The 18312-nt window shown below is 62.0% G+C and carries 15 protein-coding genes; 7 read left to right on the top strand and 8 right to left on the bottom strand.

All coding sequences use genetic code 11. The annotated features are described in order from the left end of the window. The first annotated feature begins 12 nt into the window (after window positions 1-12). The 3 genes from ACUN0G_RS23960 (at window position 13) to ACUN0G_RS23970 (ending at window position 4239) form a co-directional block, all read left to right on the top strand. Entirely contained in the window at window positions 13-798 is a 786-nt protein-coding gene (locus tag ACUN0G_RS23960; RefSeq protein ID WP_445574445.1) for a fimbrial biogenesis chaperone, read from the top strand. Window positions 799-917: 119 nt separating this feature from the next. Further along, window positions 918-3233, top strand: coding sequence for a fimbria/pilus outer membrane usher protein (locus ACUN0G_RS23965; protein ID WP_445574446.1), 2316 nt, complete (start codon window positions 918-920; stop codon window positions 3231-3233). Window positions 3234-3276: 43 nt separating this feature from the next. After that, the gene (locus tag ACUN0G_RS23970) at window positions 3277-4239 is read left to right on the top strand and encodes a Csu type fimbrial protein (protein WP_421524921.1); all 963 of its coding nucleotides are present in this window, start codon (window positions 3277-3279) and stop codon (window positions 4237-4239) included. Here the strand turns inward: ACUN0G_RS23970 and ACUN0G_RS23975 are convergent. Both ACUN0G_RS23975 and ACUN0G_RS23980 read right to left on the bottom strand, forming a co-directional pair. Continuing rightward, a complete protein-coding gene (locus tag ACUN0G_RS23975; protein WP_258346867.1) occupies window positions 4236-4988 on the bottom strand; it encodes an anti-sigma factor family protein in 753 nt (250 codons plus the stop codon). The two genes, ACUN0G_RS23970 and ACUN0G_RS23975, sit on opposite strands and share 4 nt — an antisense overlap. Then, a complete protein-coding gene (locus ACUN0G_RS23980; RefSeq protein ID WP_003212456.1) occupies window positions 4985-5491 on the bottom strand; it encodes an RNA polymerase sigma factor in 507 nt (168 codons plus the stop codon). Before ACUN0G_RS23980 ends, ACUN0G_RS23975 begins: the two co-directional genes overlap by 4 nt. 171 nt (window positions 5492-5662) lie before the next feature. On the opposite strand from ACUN0G_RS23980, the gene ACUN0G_RS23985 reads away from it, so the two are divergent. Together ACUN0G_RS23985 and ACUN0G_RS23990 are read left to right on the top strand one after the other, a co-directional pair. After that, window positions 5663-6745, top strand: coding sequence for a catalase family peroxidase (locus ACUN0G_RS23985; RefSeq protein ID WP_445574447.1), 1083 nt, complete (start codon window positions 5663-5665; stop codon window positions 6743-6745). Further along, window positions 6742-7281 (top strand): cytochrome b, encoded by a 540-nt coding sequence (locus tag ACUN0G_RS23990; protein WP_010166924.1) that lies wholly within the window; start codon window positions 6742-6744, stop codon window positions 7279-7281. Before ACUN0G_RS23985 ends, ACUN0G_RS23990 begins: the two co-directional genes overlap by 4 nt. 55 nt (window positions 7282-7336) lie before the next feature. Here the strand turns inward: ACUN0G_RS23990 and ACUN0G_RS23995 are convergent, their stop codons facing one another. Both ACUN0G_RS23995 and ACUN0G_RS24000 read right to left on the bottom strand, forming a co-directional pair. After that, the gene (locus tag ACUN0G_RS23995) at window positions 7337-8488 is read right to left on the bottom strand and encodes a M14 family metallopeptidase (protein ID WP_445574448.1); all 1152 of its coding nucleotides are present in this window, start codon (window positions 8486-8488) and stop codon (window positions 7337-7339) included. 466 nt (window positions 8489-8954) lie between these two features. Next, on the bottom strand, window positions 8955-9317 hold the full coding sequence (locus tag ACUN0G_RS24000; RefSeq protein WP_445574449.1) for a DUF6124 family protein: 363 nt from the start codon (window positions 9315-9317) through the stop codon (window positions 8955-8957). Between the two features lie 130 nt (window positions 9318-9447). Here ACUN0G_RS24000 and ACUN0G_RS24005 point away from each other — a divergent pair, with 130 nt between their 5' ends. Continuing rightward, entirely contained in the window at window positions 9448-10095 is a 648-nt protein-coding gene (locus ACUN0G_RS24005) for a LexA family protein (RefSeq protein ID WP_258346862.1), read from the top strand. Here ACUN0G_RS24005 and ACUN0G_RS24010 read toward each other — a convergent pair. Genes ACUN0G_RS24010 through ACUN0G_RS24025 form a run of 4 tightly spaced genes read right to left on the bottom strand, consistent with a single transcriptional unit; the run spans window position 10092 to window position 15633 of the window. Beyond that, complete coding sequence (locus ACUN0G_RS24010; protein ID WP_445574450.1) at window positions 10092-12029, bottom strand: acetyl/propionyl/methylcrotonyl-CoA carboxylase subunit alpha; 1938 nt, start codon at window positions 12027-12029, stop codon at window positions 10092-10094. The two genes, ACUN0G_RS24005 and ACUN0G_RS24010, sit on opposite strands and share 4 nt — an antisense overlap. Next, window positions 12026-12832, bottom strand: coding sequence for a gamma-carboxygeranoyl-CoA hydratase (locus ACUN0G_RS24015; protein WP_258346859.1), 807 nt, complete (start codon window positions 12830-12832; stop codon window positions 12026-12028). Before ACUN0G_RS24015 ends, ACUN0G_RS24010 begins: the two co-directional genes overlap by 4 nt. Before the next feature lie 15 nt (window positions 12833-12847). Then, entirely contained in the window at window positions 12848-14455 is a 1608-nt protein-coding gene (locus ACUN0G_RS24020; RefSeq protein ID WP_445574451.1) for a carboxyl transferase domain-containing protein, read from the bottom strand. A gap of 14 nt (window positions 14456-14469) precedes the next feature. Continuing rightward, complete coding sequence (locus tag ACUN0G_RS24025; protein WP_076014201.1) at window positions 14470-15633, bottom strand: isovaleryl-CoA dehydrogenase; 1164 nt, start codon at window positions 15631-15633, stop codon at window positions 14470-14472. A gap of 145 nt (window positions 15634-15778) precedes the next feature. Between ACUN0G_RS24025 and ACUN0G_RS24030 the strand changes: the two genes are divergently transcribed. Further along, the gene (locus tag ACUN0G_RS24030; RefSeq protein ID WP_445574452.1) at window positions 15779-17410 is read left to right on the top strand and encodes an AMP-binding protein; all 1632 of its coding nucleotides are present in this window, start codon (window positions 15779-15781) and stop codon (window positions 17408-17410) included. Window positions 17411-18312: the final 902 nt, after the last annotated feature.

Consider the following 18312-nt stretch of genomic DNA (forward strand, 5'->3'; position numbering starts at 1 on the left):
GGAGTGAAATCTATGTGTGCAGCTTCCCGGCGGTATTGGGTCGCGGGGTTTATCGGCTTGGTGGCATTGGGCGCCGGGCAGGTCCAGGCCGCCAGCTCGGTGCTGATCTGGCCCATCGATCCGGTGCTGGAAGCCGATCAACAGGCCAGCGCCTTGTGGTTGGAGAACCGCGGTACGGAGACCGCCAATTTGCAGATCCGGGTATTTGCCTGGAGCCAGGGCGGTTTCGACGAGCAATACCAGAACCAGCGCGACGTGATTGGCAGCCCGCCGGTGGCGAAGATCGAGCCGGGGCAGAAGCAACTGGTGCGTCTGACCCGCACCCGCGAAGTACCGCCGGGCCAGGAGCTGGCGTATCGGATCATCATCGACGAAATTCCTGGCGCCGTTCCTGAAACACCTGCCGCCGATGGCAAGACGGCCGCCGCAATCCGCTTTCAAATGCGCTATTCGGTGCCCTTGTTCGCCTACGGCGCAGGCCTGTGGAGCAAGGACGACGCGACCCGCCAGCGCGACCCCAAGGGCGCGGGCAAACCTGACCTGAGCTGGAAGAAGGTCACGGTGGGCGGGCGCAACTATGTGGAGATGCGCAACCAGGGCGCGGTGCATGCGCGGCTCACCGATGTGGCGTTCAAGCAGGGCGGGCAAACCCGGCCCCTGGTGGACGGCTTGCTGGGCTATGTACTGCCGGGCGCAACCATGCGCTGGCCGGTGCCCGAAGGTGTCGCGGGCGACCAGCCGTTGCAGGTACGGGTCAATGGCGCAACGCAACTGGAGAACCTTGCACCGGGACGCTGACGCAATGGAATAGGGCATGGAGTCGCCCTGGGTCTTAACGGATGGAGATGTCCATTGATGGACACAATGCCTTGGTGAGCCAAGATCGGGCTCGTAGTCGATGGCGAACGGTGTGGGTGATGGGAGGCCTGTCTGGCCTGGCGCTTGCGCCGCTTTGCATGGCCGCGCCGCTGCCGCCGCCCCCCAGCAACATGGAGGCTGTTGCCGATGCACAGTTGTTCCTCGAACTGGTGGTCAACCAATTGGACACCGGCCGGGTGGTCGCCGTGGATCAACGCGCCGGCGGCTTGTTTTTGCCGGCGGCGACCTTGCGGGATATCGGCATGAAACTGCCGGCCGGCATCACCACCGAGGTCGCACTGGACCACGTGCCCGACCTGCACACCGATTACGACAGCCAGGGCCAGCGCCTCATGTTGACGGTACCGCCGGCATGGTTGCCGGCGCAGTTCATCGGCAATCGCGATAACTACCCGCGCACCCAGGCTCTCACCAGTTTTGGTGCGTTGCTCAACTACGACGCCTACTTGAATGACACCGATGATGCGGGCACTTACCTGGGCATCTTCAACGAAGTGCGGCTGTTCGACACGTGGGGCACGCTGTCCAATACCGGCCAGTACCGCGCCACCTTTGGCGGCCAGACCAGCGGCAGTACCCTGGACAATGGCTACCGGCGCTATGACACCACCTGGCGCTTTTCCGACGATGAACGCCTGCTGACCTACGAGGCGGGCGACGTGATCAGCGGCGCGTTGCCGTGGAGCAGTTCGGTGCGCCTGGGCGGGGTGCAGGTGTCGCGGGACTTCGGCGTACGCCCGGACCTGGTGACTTACCCCTTGCCGCAGTTTGCCGGGGAGGCGGCGGTGCCGTCGTCGGTGGACCTGTTTATCAACGGCTACAAATCCAGCAGTGCCGACCTGCAGCCAGGGCCGTACACCTTGACCAACGTGCCGTTTATCAACGGTGCCGGCGAAGCGGTGGTGGTCACCACCGATGCGTTGGGTCGGCAGGTTTCAACCACGGTGCCGTTCTACGTCACCAGTACGTTATTGCAAAAAGGCCTGTCGGACTTTTCGGTAGCGGCCGGTAATTTGCGCCGGGACTATACCCTTCGGGATTTTGGCTACGGCGCCGGTGTGGCCAGCGGCACGTTTCGTTACGGGGTATCGGACTACTTCACCCTGGAAAGCCATGCCGAAGCCGCAGGCGACCTGACCCTGGGCGGACTCGGCGGCAACGTGCGGCTGGGCAACTTCGGGGTGCTCAACACGGCCCTCAGCCAAAGCCAGTTTGACGGCGAGACCGGCCAGCAACTGAGCTTCGGTTATCAATACAGCAACCAGCGCTACAGCCTGTCTTACCAACGGGTAGAGCGCCGCGACCAGTACGCCGACCTGACCCTGGTCGACACGCCTTATGCGAGCCTCAGCAAACGCAGCGAGCAGGTGACCCTGAGCCTGAACCTCAACGATTTCGGCAGCATCGGTGCCGGCTATTTCGATGTGCAGGCGGCCGATGACTCCCGCACCCGGCTGATGAATCTCACCTGGAGCAAACAGCTGTGGCGCAACACCAGTTTCTACCTGTCGGCCAACCGCGAGGTCGGTGACAGCAACTGGGCCATGCAGGCGCAGTTGGTGATTCCGTTCGACGTCTACGGCAGCCTGGCCCTGAGCAACGAGCGCAGCCAGGCGGGCGAGAGTCGCCAGCGGGTCAACTACAGCCGGGCGGTGCCGTCCGAGGGCGGCGTGGGCTACAACCTGGGGTATGCCAGCGGCGACGGGCCGGCTTATCGCCAGGCCGACCTGACCTGGCGCATGCAGTCGGTGCAATTGCAGGCAGGCGTGTACGGCAGCAACGACGCCGAGACCCGCTGGGCGGATGCCAGCGGCTCGCTGGTGTGGATGGACAAGCAAGTGTTCGCAGCTAATCGGGTGAATGACGCGTTTGTGGTGGTGAGCACCGACGGCTATGCCGGGGTGCCGGTGCTTTATGAAAACCAGTTGGTGGGTGAAACCGACCGCAACGGGCATCTGCTGGTGCCGTGGAGCAGTGCTTATTACCGCGGCAAATATGAAATCGACCCGCTGAACCTGCCGGTCACCGTACAGACCCCGAATGTCGAGCAGCGGGTGGCGGTGCGTCGCGGCAGCGGCTATTTGCTGGAATTCCCGGTGCGCCGGGTGATCGCGGCCAGTATCACCCTGGTGGATGCCCGGCATCAGGAGCTGCCCCTGGGCAGCCAGGTGCGCCACGAGCAAACCGGCGCGCGGGCGGTGGTGGGTTGGGACGGCCTGGTGTACCTGGAGAACCTGGCGGCCCACAACACCTTGCAAGTCACTGTGGGTGAGGGCCGTACCTGCCAGGCAACGTTCGATCTGGATATCAACGAAGCACAGGTGCCGCTGATCGGGCCGCTGGTTTGCCAATGAGATAAGGAGTGTGAGTGTGCGGGGCAAGGAATGGGTGTCGGGAATGCTGGTGTTGGCGAGCCTGGGGGGCGTGCAGCAGGCGCAAGCCTTGTGTTCGGTAGGGGCGACCGTGCCAGCCAGCTTTGGCACGTCGGTGAGTTCGATGACCGTGCGCACTGCCGCCCAGACCAGTTCGACCACCTCCGGCGGCTTGAACTGTACCTCGGCCCTGATTTCGTTGCTGGCTTCCACCGACCACTTTTACGCCACCATCACCGGTTCCTCCCAGGGTGGCATGGTTGGGCCCACCGGTGATGTGATCAGCTACACGGTCTATGCCAACAACACCACCGGCTTTCCGATGACCCGGGGCACCGCGTTCGACTTTGGCGGGCCCGGCGGCATCGCGCAAACCGCCGGGCTGATTTCCGGACCGGGCACGAAAACCTTGCCGCTTTACATGAGCACGACGATCGGCAGCAACGTGGCGGCGGGCACCTATAGCGAAACCCTGAGTATTTTCTGGAACTGGAACTATTGCTCGGGCATTGGTATCGGCGGGATTTGTCTGGGGCGGGATATAAACAGTGGCACCACGACGTTGACCGTCAGCATGACCGTGGCCAACGACTGCACAATCTCTGCACCCAACATCGCCTTTGGCAGTGCGCCGGTAGTCAGTGGTTTTTCCCGCGTGAACGGGCAGGCCACCATTGCCTGCACCAAGGGCAGCGCCTACACCGTGGGCATCAGCGACGGCCAGAATCCGGTGAGTGTGGGCGGGCAGCGGCGGATGGTTTCTGGCAGCAATTTCCTGAATTACGACATTTTCAAAAGCGCCACCACCACCCGCTGGGGCAGCGTGAGCACCGCCCGGCGCGCCAGCTCCACGGCTGAGGTGAATCCCGGGAATGGCCTGGGCACCGGCAGCCAGGTGTTCAACTACAACGCGGCGATCTATAGCAACCAGGCCACGCCGCCGGCCGGCACCTACGTCGATAACGTGGTGCTGGATGTGGCTTTCTAGAAGCGCATCGTCTGCTTGAGCATCTGCGTGGTCGACGGGTCTTGCGGGCTGACCATCGCATAGTTGTAGCCCGCGCCCGACCAGTATTCGGCCTGCAGCCCGTCGGCACTGCGGCTGCCACGGGGCAGGAATTTGTTTTCAGGGCCTGGCGGACGGATATAGAAACTGATGCGTCGCCCTTGGGGGTCTTCATACAGCACCATGGCCGCAGCACCTTGTTCGGTGCTGAGCAGGCGCCCGCTGACCGCCTTGAACCCGGCCTGGCTCAGGTCCGGCAGGCGGTAGGCCTGGTTGAAATAACGGTCGAGCCAGCCTTGCATGTCGCCACCGCTTTGCACGTGGTAGTCGGCAGGCAGGATGCCGTCCTGGGCAAACAGGCGGTAGGCCTGCATCGCGTCGCTCATGGGCGCCATGCTCTCGAGCAGGGTGGCCTGGCGGGCCTGCCAGCCACCGAGGCCGCCGACACTGACGGCAATCAACAGCATGGCGGCGGTTGCGAGATGGCGGCGTGACTGGCGTTTGACCCGCTGACGAATCAGGGCCGGGTCCAGCTCGGGGTTGGCCGGCTGTTGCAGCACGCCGCTCAAGGACGCCCGCAGGTGCTGCGCGTCCTGTTGCCAGGCGTGCACCTGGGCGGCGACGTCCGGGTGGGCTGCCAGCCAGGTTTCGAGCTGGCGGCGGTCAGCGTCCAGGAGCTGGTGATCGACGTAGGCATGCAAATCGCGTTCGCTGGGAGGCAGGCTGATCATTTGAGTATCCGCAGGGCAGGGCTGGTGATTTCGCCGTCGCTGAGCTGGCGCAGGGCCTGGCGTGCACGGGACAGGCGAGACATCACGGTGCCCACGGGCACCTCAAGGATGTCGGCGACTTCTTTGTAGCTCAACCCTTCCACCGAAACCCACAGCAGCAGGGCACGTTGCTCGGTGTTCAGTTTATCGAAGGCTTGCAGGGTCGATTGCGCGATGACGGTGCGCTCGACCGACGGCTGCGAATCATCGCGGCCGGTGAAAAATTCCAACATGCGCGTGTACCGCCGGGAACGCCGATGGGCATCGAGAAACTGCCGGTAGAGGATCGAGAACAACCAGGCGCGCAAGTCGCCTTCGAGGCGTTTGTCGGCCCAACTGATGATTGCGCGCTCAAGGCTTGCCTGTACCAGGTCGTCGGCGCTGCTGGTGTTACGCGTCAGGGACACGGCAAAACGCCGCAACCTGGGGATGAGTTCACGTAACTGTTCGTCGAGTTCGTGCATGGGGTTCTGGCTAGTCACTACGCTGGGACTAGGAAGACGTCCGGCGTTGAAGGTTATTCCAGGCCGATAAAAATAAACAGCAGGCCAGGGAATAGAGTGCGCTGGCGTTCGTCCCAAGTGTTCCGACCTTATGTTTCACCCACTCAAGGCCCCTGGCCCTGGAGTTATTTCATGGTAGATCACTCATCACCGCCCCGTCCGCCGCTGAGCACCGCAAGCCTGATAATTCGGTTGGCCAGCATCGGCGTGGTGGTTGCGGTTGTGGCCGGCGCGTTTGCCTACGTCAACGGTAGCCTCGACCCACAGCGGTTGCGCCCCAAAACCTTGGTCAACGCCCTGGAGACCAACAACGGTTTGCACCCTGGCTACCGTCGCAACCATGCCAAGGGCGTGTGCGTGGCCGGTTATTTCGAGAGCAGCCCCGAGGCGCGGCAGTACTCCAGTGCCCAGGTATTCAGCGAGGCGCGTACCCCGGTCATCGGGCGTTTTGCGCTGCCCAGCGGTAACCCGTATGCGCCGGACAGCAGCGTGCCGATCCGCAGTTTTGCCCTGCAATTCAGCTTGGCCAACGGCCAGCAATGGCGCACCGGGATGAACAGCATGCCGGTGTTCCCGGTGGGCACGCCTGAAGCCTTCTTTGAGATGCTCAAGGCTGGCGCACCTGACCCAGCCACTGGCAAGCCGAACCCGGCAGGTATGCCGGCGTTTTTCGCGGCGCACCCCGAGACCGCGCCGTTCCTGGCCTGGGTCAAGACCGCCAAGCCTTCCGCCAGCTACGCCACTGAGACCTATAACGGCATCAACGCGTTTTACCTGGTAAACGCCAGCGGCCAACGTCAGGCCGTGCGCTGGGGCGTCGTGCCCCAAAGCCAGGATGCTGCCGGGGCCACGGCGACCGCCGGCAGCGACTTCCTCGAAAAAGACCTGGCCCAACGCCTGGTGGACGGGCCGTTGCGCTGGCAGTTGAACCTCAGCCTGGCCAACCCGGGCGACCCGGTGGATGACGCCAGCAAGACCTGGACCGGTGAGCACAAGGTGCTGAATGCCGGGACCCTGGTGCTGGAAAGCAGCCAGCCGCAAATGGACGGCGATTGCCGCGATATCAACTTTGATCCACTGGTTCTGCCGAGCGGCATCGAAGCCTCGAATGACCCACTGCTGGCCGCCCGTTCGGCGGCGTACGCCAGTTCTTACCTGCGTCGCACCAGCGAAGTCAGCCAGTTGCACAGCGCCCCTCAGGAGTCGAAGCCATGAATGCCCAACCCCGGTTTTTCGCTCCACTGGCGCGGCTGCTGCATTGGCTGATGGCGTTGATGATCATCGCCATGCTGTTTATCGGCGCGGGCATGGTGGCCTCGGTATCGGAACGCCATGAGTGGCTGATCCACCTGCACAAGCCGTTGGGGATTGCGATCCTGGCACTGGTGATCGTGCGCCTGGTGGTGCGGTTTTCCACCCGTCAGCCGCCACTTCCGGCGGACTTGCCGCTGTGGCAAGCGTTGGCGGCCAAGGCCTCCCACGTGGTGCTGTATGCGTTGATGCTGGTGCTGCCGCTGCTGGGTTGGGCGATGATTTCTGCGGCCGGCGATCCGGTGATGCTCAGCAGTTCGGTGCAGTTGCCGGCGCTGGTGGGGGCGAATGCGCCACTGTTTGCGGTGTTGCGCAAGGCTCACGGTTATCTGGCGTATTTGCTGTTTCTGACGGTGCTGTTGCACCTGGCGGCGGCGCTGTTCCACGGTTTGATCCGGCGTGACGGCGTTCTGCAAAGCATGACCGGGACCAAGGACTGAGGCCTTGCCCGGCGACGGCTGCCGTGGTGCAGCCGTCGCCGGGGAGGGTGGATTCCTAGCGCAGTACGCCGACGATATCCGCCACGCTGCTCAACACATCCTTGCCCAGCTGCATCGAGCGTTTGCCCGACCAGCCAGTGTGCGGGTTGGGCGCGTCGTCGTTGTCCTTGAAGGGCATTTCCAGGGTCAGGGACAGGCAATCGAACTTCTCACCAACGCTGTTGCACGCCAAGGTCATGTTGGCTTCGCCCGGCAGGTCGCGGGTGTAGCCGTGCACGGTCTGGAAGTCGCGGGTGAGGCCACTCAAGTGGCTGCGGAAGTGTTTCTCCAACTGCTCGATACGCGGTGAGTAGCCGGGGTTGCCTTCACAACCGGCGGTGAACACGTAGGGGATTTCCTCGTCGCCGTGGATATCCAGGAACAGGTCGACGCCGTATTTTTCCATTTGCTGCTGCACGAACAGCACTTCCGGGCTGATCTCCTGGCTCGCACTCTGCCAGGCGCGGTTGAGGTCCTGGCCCATGGCGTTGGTGCGCAGATGCCCATGGAAGGCGCCATCAGGGTTCATGTTCGGCACCAGGTACAGGTCGGCGGCGGCCAGGAGTTTTTTCAGCTCGGCGTCACCGTCCTGCTGCAGGCGTTCGATGATGCCTTCCATAAACCATTCGGCCATGTGCTCGCCGGGGTGCTGCTGGGCGATGATCCAGACCTTGCGCTTGCCGGCTTCACCTTTGCCACGGCGCAGCAGTTGGATATCCCGGCCTTCGACACTTTTGCCGGTGGCCAGCAATTGCGTGCCGGCGCGGTTCAGCGCCTGGTCAATCAGCCAGTCGTGGCGCTCGCGGCTATAGGGTTCGAAGTAGGCGAACCAGGCTTGTTTTTCACGGGTTTCGAGGGTGATGTGCAGCGTCTCGCCGTCAAAGCGGGTGGGCACCCGAAACCAGTTGATATGGTCGTAGGACGCCACGGCGTTGTAGCCGCTCCAGGCGTGCTTGTAGGAAGAATGGCCCGCGTTGCTCAGGCGGAAAGTGTGGGTGTGCCCCACATGCATGCCCTCGGCCTTGAAGTGGAACCACTGGAAGTGCTGGCTGCGCGTATCGGGCTTGATGGCCAGCAGCAACTGGTGTGCATCACTGGCATCGAGTACCTGGATATTGCCGCTGTCGAAGTCGGTGCTGATCTTGATAGAGGTCAAGGCCACGGTCATAGTCTGGTTGCCTGAATATGAGTGTTGTGGCGGGCATTTTACACCGGAGCGGGGTAAAGCCTGGATGCAATTTTTGCAGCGTAAAGAGGGGGCGTCCTCCTTGACGCCGCAGCAGCTTAGAATCTATGAGATTGATTCTCAAGTGCTATTTTGGGAAGAACCGGCCTAGAGCGCTGGATCGACTTTCTTTTGGCGATGGTCTTTTGCTACCATGCGCGCCATCAAGCAACACACAATCTTCATTAGCCTGAAGCCACGCCAGGAAAAACTGGCAAAAAAAAGACCCGGCCAAAGAGCCGGGTCAAAAACCGTGATTAGCCTGATGAGGAGATATTCCAAGAGTCCGACCTAAGGTCTCTTGGTCTATCGACTGATCTCGCGATCAGCTGGGTCCAATAATAATCATTATCATTTGCAAGTCAAATGTTTTTATCCGTCCGATAGAAATATTTTTCCTTTGTGTCTGCTACATCTTGGCCGAGTGTTCGGTGTCCCTCGCCGAAAGCCGCAGCGACCGCTCCACCATCACCTTCGCCATATCAATCAAATAGACCACTGAAAATGCCAGGTCCCGGCTATTGCCGTGGGCGCTGTTCGCCGATTCGTACGCAGTGGCCGCCGCGCTGCGCAGCAGGTCGGAAGCGTGGACCAGGGCTTCTTCGTCGCTGATGCCGGGCTTTACCTCGAACAAGGTGTCGTCAACGGAGGGTGGCGTACCTTCCTCTTTCAGGTAATAGTCCAGCGCGCGTTGGGCGGCGCCACTGCTGCGCATGAACAGCAGCTCGTCTTCATCGCAGATTTCGGGCAGGGAATACGGGATTGTCGTCATAAAGGTCGGTGCTCTGGGTGGATGTCGAAAGCCTGCCACCGATATTAGTACTAATCGTATTTATGGCGTTTTATTGATTACTACAAACTGTTTATTGTCGTTGGGAGTACACAACGTATTGTCAGGCCCCATGGATAAGTGGATAGCGCTGGTCAAGGCCAGCATGAAAGACCTCAAGGTCACACAGGATCAACTGGCGTCGCGCCTGGGCATGTCCCAGGGCGGGGTCGGCCATTGGCTGAACAAACGTCGGGTGCCGAGCCTGGCCGACATGAACCGGGTGATGCAGGAGCTCGGCCTCGATGACCTCGAGGTGGCGCTGGTGATTCGCGAAAAAGCAGTTGCGCCATCTCCTGAGGAACTGGAACTGACGCCGCACTACAACCCGAATTACCGTTATCCGGTGAGCGAAGGGAAGGGAGGGTACCCATTGCAGGAAGAGCCTCGGCCATATGGCGCGACTCGTTTCCAGATGAGCGACTACCACGCCCGTGGCAAGGCATTCTGGATGCGGGTGATTGGCGATGCCATGGCTGCCCCCAGCGGCTTGAGCATCACCGAGGGCATGATGGTTCTGGTGGACCCGGCCATCAAGGCCGAGCCCGGCAAACTGGTGGTGGCCCAATGGGCATTCAATCCCCAGGCGACCTTGCGCAAACTGGTGAAGCAAAGCGGCCAGCTTTACCTGGTACCGCTCAACCCGACCTACCCGAAAATGCTCTTCAGCGAAGAATGCCGGATCATCGGCGTGGTGGTGCAGGCGGTCACGAGGTGTTAGCTCGCGGCTTCCAGCTCCACCAATGCGCTGCCTTCACCGACCATTTCCCCTTCCTGGCAGTACAGCGCCTTGACCACCCCGGCATGGGGCGCGCGGATGCTGTGTTCCATCTTCATGGCTTCCAGCACCACCAACTGCGTACCGGCTTCAACCGATTGCCCGACCTCCACCAGTACCCGCACGATGCTGCCGTTCATCGGCGCGGTCAGGCCGCCCTGATGGGACTGGCTGGCGTCCACGGCGGCAATCGGGTCGAACAGGCTGACGCTATGCACCTCGCCATCCCAACGCAAAAACACACTGCCACCCTCGCGTACCGCCAGATGGGCGCGGCGCACGCCTTGCTGGTCGATCAGCAACTGCTCGCCACGCACCTGTGGCGGGTTGACGCCGGCTTGCAGCGTCACCAGCCGATCCTGGCCGTTGCAGCTCAAATGCAGGGAAACCTCGGCCGGCAAACCGGCGCGAAAGCCGCGCGTGTCTGCCCAAGGCGAACTGGAATAACTGCTCGGTTGGGTCTGCATGAACGTCTGGCCGGCGGCCTGCCAGAACTCATCGCTCAGATCGCCTGGCGCAGGTAGCAGCTCACCCTGATAACGCGGGATAAACCCGGTATCCAGCTCGGCAGCCGCAAACGCCGGATGGCCGATGATGCGCCGCAAAAAGCCCAGGTTGGTCTTCAGGCCACCCACGGCAAACTCATCGAGCATACTCAGCAGCCGTAGGCGCGCCTGCTCGCGGTCTTCTCCCCAGGCAATCAGCTTGCCCAGCATCGGGTCGTAGAACGGTGAGACGTTGTCGCCTTGCTCGACACCGCTGTCCACCCGGCGCCCCGGCCCTGGCGTGGATTCGCGGTACAGCGTCAGGTGCCCGGTGGCCGGCAGGAAATCATTGGCCGGGTCTTCGGCGTACAAACGTACTTCAATCGCATGCCCCTGCAGCGGGACTTGCTCCTGAGTCATTGGCAGTGGCTCGCCCTGAGCCACACGGATCTGCCAGGCCACCAGGTCCAGGCCGGTGATGGCTTCGGTTACCGGGTGTTCCACCTGCAGCCGGGTATTCATTTCCATGAAGAAAAACTCGCCCCGTGCGTCCAGCAGAAACTCTACCGTGCCCGCGCCCACGTAACCGATGGCCTGTGCGGCACGCACCGCTGCTTCGCCCATGGCCTTGCGCTGCTCGGCACTCAGGCCCGGCGCGGGGGCTTCTTCGACGACTTTTTGATGGCGGCGCTGGATCGAACAATCGCGCTCGTTGAGATACAGGCAATGGCCGTGCTGGTCGGCGAACACCTGGATTTCCACATGGCGTGGCTTGAGCAGGTATTTCTCCACCAGCATCTGCGCGTTGCCAAAGGATGAAAGCGCTTCACGCTGTGCGGAGGCCAACGCTTCGGCCAACTGGCTGACGTCCTCGACCACTTTCATACCCTTGCCGCCACCGCCCGCCGTTGCCTTTAGCAGCACCGGGTAACCGATGCGCTCGGCCGCCTGGCGAAAGGTCTCCAGGTCCTGGGCGTCGCCGTGGTAACCGGGTACCAACGGCACGCCGGCGGTTTCCATCAGCGCCTTGGCCGCAGATTTGCTGCCCATGGCATCAATGGCCGAGGCGGGCGGGCCGAGGAAGATTAACCCGGCCGCTTCAATCGCGCGGGCAAACCCGGCGTTCTCGGAAAGAAACCCATAACCCGGGTGAATCGCCTGGGCACCGCTGGCTTGGGCCGCAGCGATCAATTTGTCGATTTGCAGGTAACTGTCGGCGGCCTTGCTGCCGCCCAGGTCCACACGAATATCCGCCTCGCGGGCATGCCGCGCGTCGCGGTCTGTGGCGCTGTGCACGGCCACGGTGGTCAAACCCATGGCCTTGGCGGTGCGCATCACCCGGCAGGCGATTTCGCCGCGATTGGCCACCAATACAGTGGTAAGCGTCTTCATGAACGCGGCTCCTGAGGCTGCCAGTTGGGCGCGCGTTTTTGCAGAAAGGCGCGCAAGCCTTCCTGGCCTTCGGCGCTGACGCGGATCCGGGCGATGGAGTTTTCGCAATAGCGACGCAGCGCGGGCGTCAGCGCCCCGTGGCCGACTTCCCGTAGCAGGTCCTTGCTGGCGCGCATGGCTGCCGGGCTGTTGAGCAGCAGGTTGGTAATCCACACTTCGACGTGGATGTCCAAATCATCAGCGGGATAACTTTCCGCCAGCAAACCGATTTCCCGCGCCCGCTGGCCGCCAAAGCGATCCGCCGTCAGGGCATAGCGGCGGGCAGCCCGCTCACCGATCGCCTGCACCACGAATGGGCTGATCACCGCCGGCGCCAGGCCAATGCGTACTTCCGAGAGACAGAACTGCGCATCATCGGCACCAATCGCCATGTCGCAGCAACTGATCAACCCAAGGGCACCGCCGTAGGCCGCGCCCTGAACCACTGCCAGCGTCGGGATCTTGAGCTTGGCGAGGTTGTACATCAGCTCTGCCAGTTCCCGAGCGTCATCCAGGTTGGTGTGGTAATCCAGCTCGGCCGACTGCTGCATCCAGGCCAGGTCAGCACCGGCGCTGAAGTGTTTGCCGCGCCCGCGCAATACCAGGAAGCGCAGGGCCGGGTCGCCTTGTACCTGGTCCAGGGCAATGATCAATTCGCGGATCATTTCGGCGTTGAACGCGTTGTTCTTGGCTTCACGACTGAGCCACAGGGTGGCAAAGCCACGGGGGTCGGTGATCAGTTCGAGGGTGTTGAAATCGGTCATGGGGTGCAGCTCCATTTACATGCGGAACACGCCGAAGCGGCTCGGCTCGATGGGGGCGTTCAGCGAAGCGGACAAGGCCAGGGCCAGCACGTCGCGGGTCTGCAACGGGTCGATGACGCCGTCGTCCCACAGCCGTGCGCTGGAGTAGTAGGGGTGGCCCTGGGTTTCGTACTGGTCGAGGATCGGCTGCTTGATCGCGGCTTCCTCGTCGCTGCTGAAACCCTGGCCCGCGCGCTCGGCCTGCTCACGCTTGACCTGTACCAGCACGCCGGCCGCCTGCTCGGCGCCCATCACGCCGATGCGTGCGTTGGGCCACATCCACAAGAAGCGCGGGTCATAGGCACGGCCACACATGCCGTAGTTACCGGCGCCGAAGCTGCCGCCGATGATCACGGTGAACTTCGGCACCTTGGCGCACGCCACCGCCGTCACCAGCTTGGCACCGTGCTTGGCGATGCCGCCGGCTTCGTACTTCTGGCCGACCATGAAACCGGTGATGTTTTGCAGGAACAGCAGCGGAATCCCGCGTTGGCAAGCCAACTCGATAAAGTGCGCGCCTTTCTGCGCAGCTTCGGCGAAGAGGATGCCGTTGTTGGCCAGGATCGCAATCGGGTAGCCGTGCAGGTGCGCAAAGCCGCACACCAGAGTGGTGCCGAACAGTGCCTTGAACTCATCGAACACCGAGCCGTCCACCAGCCGCGCGATCACTTCGCGCACGTCGAACGGTTGCTTGGCGTCGGCCGGGATCACGCCGTATAGCTCTTCGCTGCTATAAAGCGGTGCCAGCGGCGCGCGTTGTTGCAATTGCCCCAGCTTGCGCCAGTTGAGGTTGGCCACACTGCGCCGGGCCAGGGCCAGCGCATGTTCGTCGCTGTCGGCATAGTGGTCGGCGACCCCGGAAATCTTGCAGTGCACATCGGCACCGCCCAGGTCTTCGGCGCTGACCACTTCACCGGTCGCCGCCTTCACCAACGGCGGGCCGGCGAGGAAGATGGTGGCTTGCTGGCGCACCATGATTGCCTCGTCCGCCATGGCCGGCACATAGGCGCCACCGGCGGTGCAGGAGCCCATCACCACGGCGATCTGCGGAATGCCCTGGGCGCTCATGTTGGCCTGGTTGAAGAAGATCCGCCCGAAGTGTTCGCGGTCCGGGAACACTTCGTCCTGGCGCGGCAGGTTGGCGCCGCCGGAGTCCACCAGGTAGATGCACGGCAGGCGGTTCTGCTCGGCGATGGTCTGGGCGCGCAGGTGTTTTTTGACCGTCAGCGGGTAGTACGAACCGCCTTTCACCGTGGCGTCGTTGGCGACGATCATGCACTCGACGCCTTCCACCCGACCAATCCCGGCAATCACCCCGGCCGCCGGCACGTCTTCGCCATACACCTGGTAAGCGGCCAGTTGGCTGAGTTCAAGGAACGGCGAGCCAGGATCGAGCAAGCGATTGATCCGCTCGCGCGGCAACAATTTGCCTCGGGACGTATGCCGCTCCTGGGCCTTGGCGCCGCCGCCTTGCTGCACCTGGGCGAGCAGGCTGTGCAGGGCGTCGACCTGTTGGAGCATCGCCGCGCTGTTGGCGGCGAATTCCGCCGAGCGCGGGTTGAGCTGGGTGTGCAGGGTAGCCATGGTGCGCGCTCCGTTCAGCGGGTTTCGTTAAACAGTTCGCGACCGATCAACATGCGCCGGATCTCACTGGTGCCGGCACCGATTTCGTACAGCTTGGCGTCACGCAGCAGACGGCCCGCCGGGAATTCATTGATATAGCCATTGCCGCCCAGAATCTGGATCGCGTCGAGGGCCATCTGGGTAGCACGTTCGGCGCTGTACAGGATCACCCCGGCGGCATCCTTGCGCGTGGTTTCGCCGCGCTCGCAGGCCTGGGCCACCGCGTACAGGTAGGCGCGGCTGGCGTTGAGTTGGGTATACATGTCGGCGACCTTGCCCTGGATCAGCTGGAACTCGCCGATGCTCTGGCCGAACTGCTTGCGGTCGTGGATGTAAGGCACGATCAGGTCCATGCAGGCCTGCATGATCCCGGTCGGGCCCCCGGAGAGCACCACGCGTTCGTAATCAAGGCCGCTCATCAGCACTTTCACGCCGCCATTCAACGCGCCGAGGATGTTTTCTTCCGGCACTTCGACGTCATCGAAAAACAGCTCGCAGGTGTTTGAGCCGCGCATGCCGAGCTTGTCGAACTTATTGCTGCGGCTGAAGCCTTTCGAATCGCGCTCGACGATAAACGCAGTGATGCCGTGGGCGCCCTTTTCGAGGTCGGTCTTGGCGTAGATCACGTAGGTGTTGGCGTCGGGGCCGTTGGTGATCCAGGTCTTGCTGCCGTTGAGCACATACACACTGCCGCGTTTGTCGGCGCGCAGCTTCATGGAGACCACGTCGGAACCGGCGTTCGGCTCGCTCATCGCCAGGGCGCCAACGTGCTCGCCGCTGATCAGCTTGGGCAGGTACTTGAGTTTTTGCTCGTGGGTGCCGTTGCGGTTGATCTGGTTGACGCAGAGGTTGGAGTGCGCGCCGTAGGACAACGCCACCGAAGCCGAACCCCGGCTGATCTCTTCCATCGCCACCACGTGGGCCAGGTAGCCCAGGCCGGCGCCGCCGTATTCTTCCGGCACGGTGATGCCCAGCAGGCCCATGTCGCCGAACTTGCGCCACATGTCGGCAGGGAACAGGTTGTCGATATCGATCTGCGCAGCCCGTGGCGCCAGCTCCTTGGCCACGAAGGACTGCACCTGGTCGCGCAGCATGTCGATGGTTTCACCGAGGGCGAAGTTCAGGGAGGGGTAACTCATGGACGGGCACCTTCTAGCGTTGTTTTTGTGTGGTCAATGCGCCGGGGAGGGCGATCACCTTTACGTTAACGTAAACTTGCGTTGCAGGCCTGTCAATCGTAGTTTACGTTTACGTCAACCTACAAAAAAGACAACAGGGGTCGTTATGGATCAATCGAATCTGAGCTACAGCCGTGGCTCTCAGGACAAGGCCTTGCTGGCCATGACTATCGGCCAAGCCTTTGATCAAACGGTTTCGCGCTACCCCGACGGCGAAGCGTTGGTCGTGGGCCAACAACAGCGTCGCTACACCTGGCGGCAACTGGCAGAGACGGTTGATTTGCATGCACGTGCGTTTCTGGCCATGGGGATGCAAACCGGCGACCGCCTGGGCATCTGGGCCCCCAACTGCGCCGAGTGGTGCATCAGCCAGATCGCCAGCGCCAAGCTCGGCGTGATTCTGGTCAACATCAACCCGGCGTATCGCAGCAGTGAACTGGAGTACGTACTCAAGCAATCCGGTTGCCAGTGGCTGGTGTGCGCCGGGTCGTTCAAGACCTCCGATTACCACGGCATGCTGCAGGAATTGAAGCCCGACCTGCGCGGCATCGTCAGCCTCGATCCCAGCCCGCCTCCGGGGTTCACGCCCTGGTCGCAATTGGCGGCGCTCGGCGCAGGCATTCCGCCCGAGCAACTGCAAACCCGCCAGGCCAGCCTGCACTTCGATCAACCCGTCAACATCCAGTACACCTCCGGCACCACCGGCTTCCCCAAAGGCGCCACCCTCAGTCACCACAACATCCTCAATAACGGCTACATGGTTGGCGAAAGTCTGGGCCTGACCGCGCAAGACCGTCTGGTGATCCCGGTGCCGCTGTATCACTGCTTTGGCATGGTGATGGGCAATCTGGGCTGTATCACCCACGGCACCACAATGATCTACCCGAATGACGGTTTCGACCCGCTGCTGACCCTGAGCGCCGTTGCTGAAGAACGGGCCACGGGGCTTTACGGCGTGCCCACGATGTTTATCGCCATGCTTGATCACCCGCGCCGCGCTGAATTCGACCTGTCGCACCTGCGCACCGGGATCATGGCCGGCGCCACCTGCCCGATCGAAGTGATGCGCCGGGTCATCAGCGAGATGCACATGAGTGAGGTGCAGATTGCCTATGGCATGACTGAAACCAGCCCGGTGTCGTTGCAGACCGGGCCGGATGACGACCTTGAGCGGCGGGTGACCACCGTCGGTCGTACCCAGCCACAGCTGGAAAGCAAGATCATCGACGAGGCGGGTAACACGGTTGCGCGGGGCCAGATAGGTGAGCTGTGTACCCGTGGCTACAGTGTGATGCTGGGTTACTGGAACAATCCTGACAGCACTCGTGAGGCTATCGACGAGGCGGGCTGGATGCACACCGGCGACCTGGCGACCATGGATGAACATGGGTATGTGTGCATCGCCGGGCGTAATAAGGACATGATCATTCGTGGTGGCGAGAACGTGTACCCGCGGGAGTTGGAGGAGTTTTTCTTTACTCATCCGGCGGTGGCGGATGTGCAGGTGATCGGGATTCCGGATGAGCGTTATGGTGAGGCGATTGTGGCGTGGATCAAGTTTCATCCGGGGCATGTGGCCAATGAGCTTGAGCTGCAGACGTGGTGCAAGGGGCGGATTGCGCACTTCAAGATGCCCAAGCATTTTAAATTTGTGGATGAGTTTCCGATGACGGTGACGGGGAAGATTCAGAAGTTTCGGATGCGGGAAATTATGATTGAGGAGTTGAAGGGGGGGTGAGGGGGCTCTGGGTGTATATCCGTTATTTAGGTAACGGCTACTTATGGTTCCGCTCTTACAGCGGCTCACTTTGGAAAAGCCGGAATGCCGGCCCAGCCCAAAGTAAGCAAAGGGCTCTGCCCCGCCTGTCGGCACCTCGCTAGGGCTCGGCGTTCCCTCACTCCGGCATTGCTCCGCGGGCCGCCGCGACGGGCCATCCATGGCCCGGCGCGGCTAAACCGGCGTCCTGCCGGTTTACCCGCTCCGCAATACCTGCGTTCGGCCTCGGGCTTATTGGGGCAGTCAGATCAAAAGCAAAAGCAAAAGCAAAAGCAAAAGCACAGCGGCCTCCCGGCCGGCTTGAGTGTTAAAAGCAAAAGCAAAGACCAGAGCGAAAACAGATCTGCTTTTCTGTGGGAGCGGGCTTGCTCGCGAAAAACCTGAGAGCGCCGCGTTCATTCAGGATGCCCGCGTCATCGTTAACGACCTTCGCGAGCAAGCCCGCTCCCACATTTTTTGGACCGTGTCCGCTTTAGCTTTTGATTTGGCTTTTGCTCTTCAACACTCAAGCCGGCCGGTAGGCCGCTGTGCTCTTGCTTTTGATTTTGATCTTGATCTTAGGCGCCCCGTTAAACCACGCTGGCCGAACGCAGGCTTTGGAGCGTGGGTAACCTGGCAGGACGCCAGGTTAGCCGTCCTGGGCCAAGGATGGCCCATGACGGCGGCCCACGGTCCAAAGCCGGAGTGAGGGCACACCGAGCCTAGGCGAGGTGCCGAGTGGTGGGGCAAGAGCGTTTTGCTTACTTTTGCGCTTTTCAAAAGTGAGCCGCTGTAAGAGCGGAACCCATTTCAGCCATCACCCAAAAAACGGATATACACCCAAATCACCTTCCCCGAGAAAGCACAAAGGGGACCCGAAGGTC

Source organism: Pseudomonas sp. 32A (genome assembly GCF_052682255.1).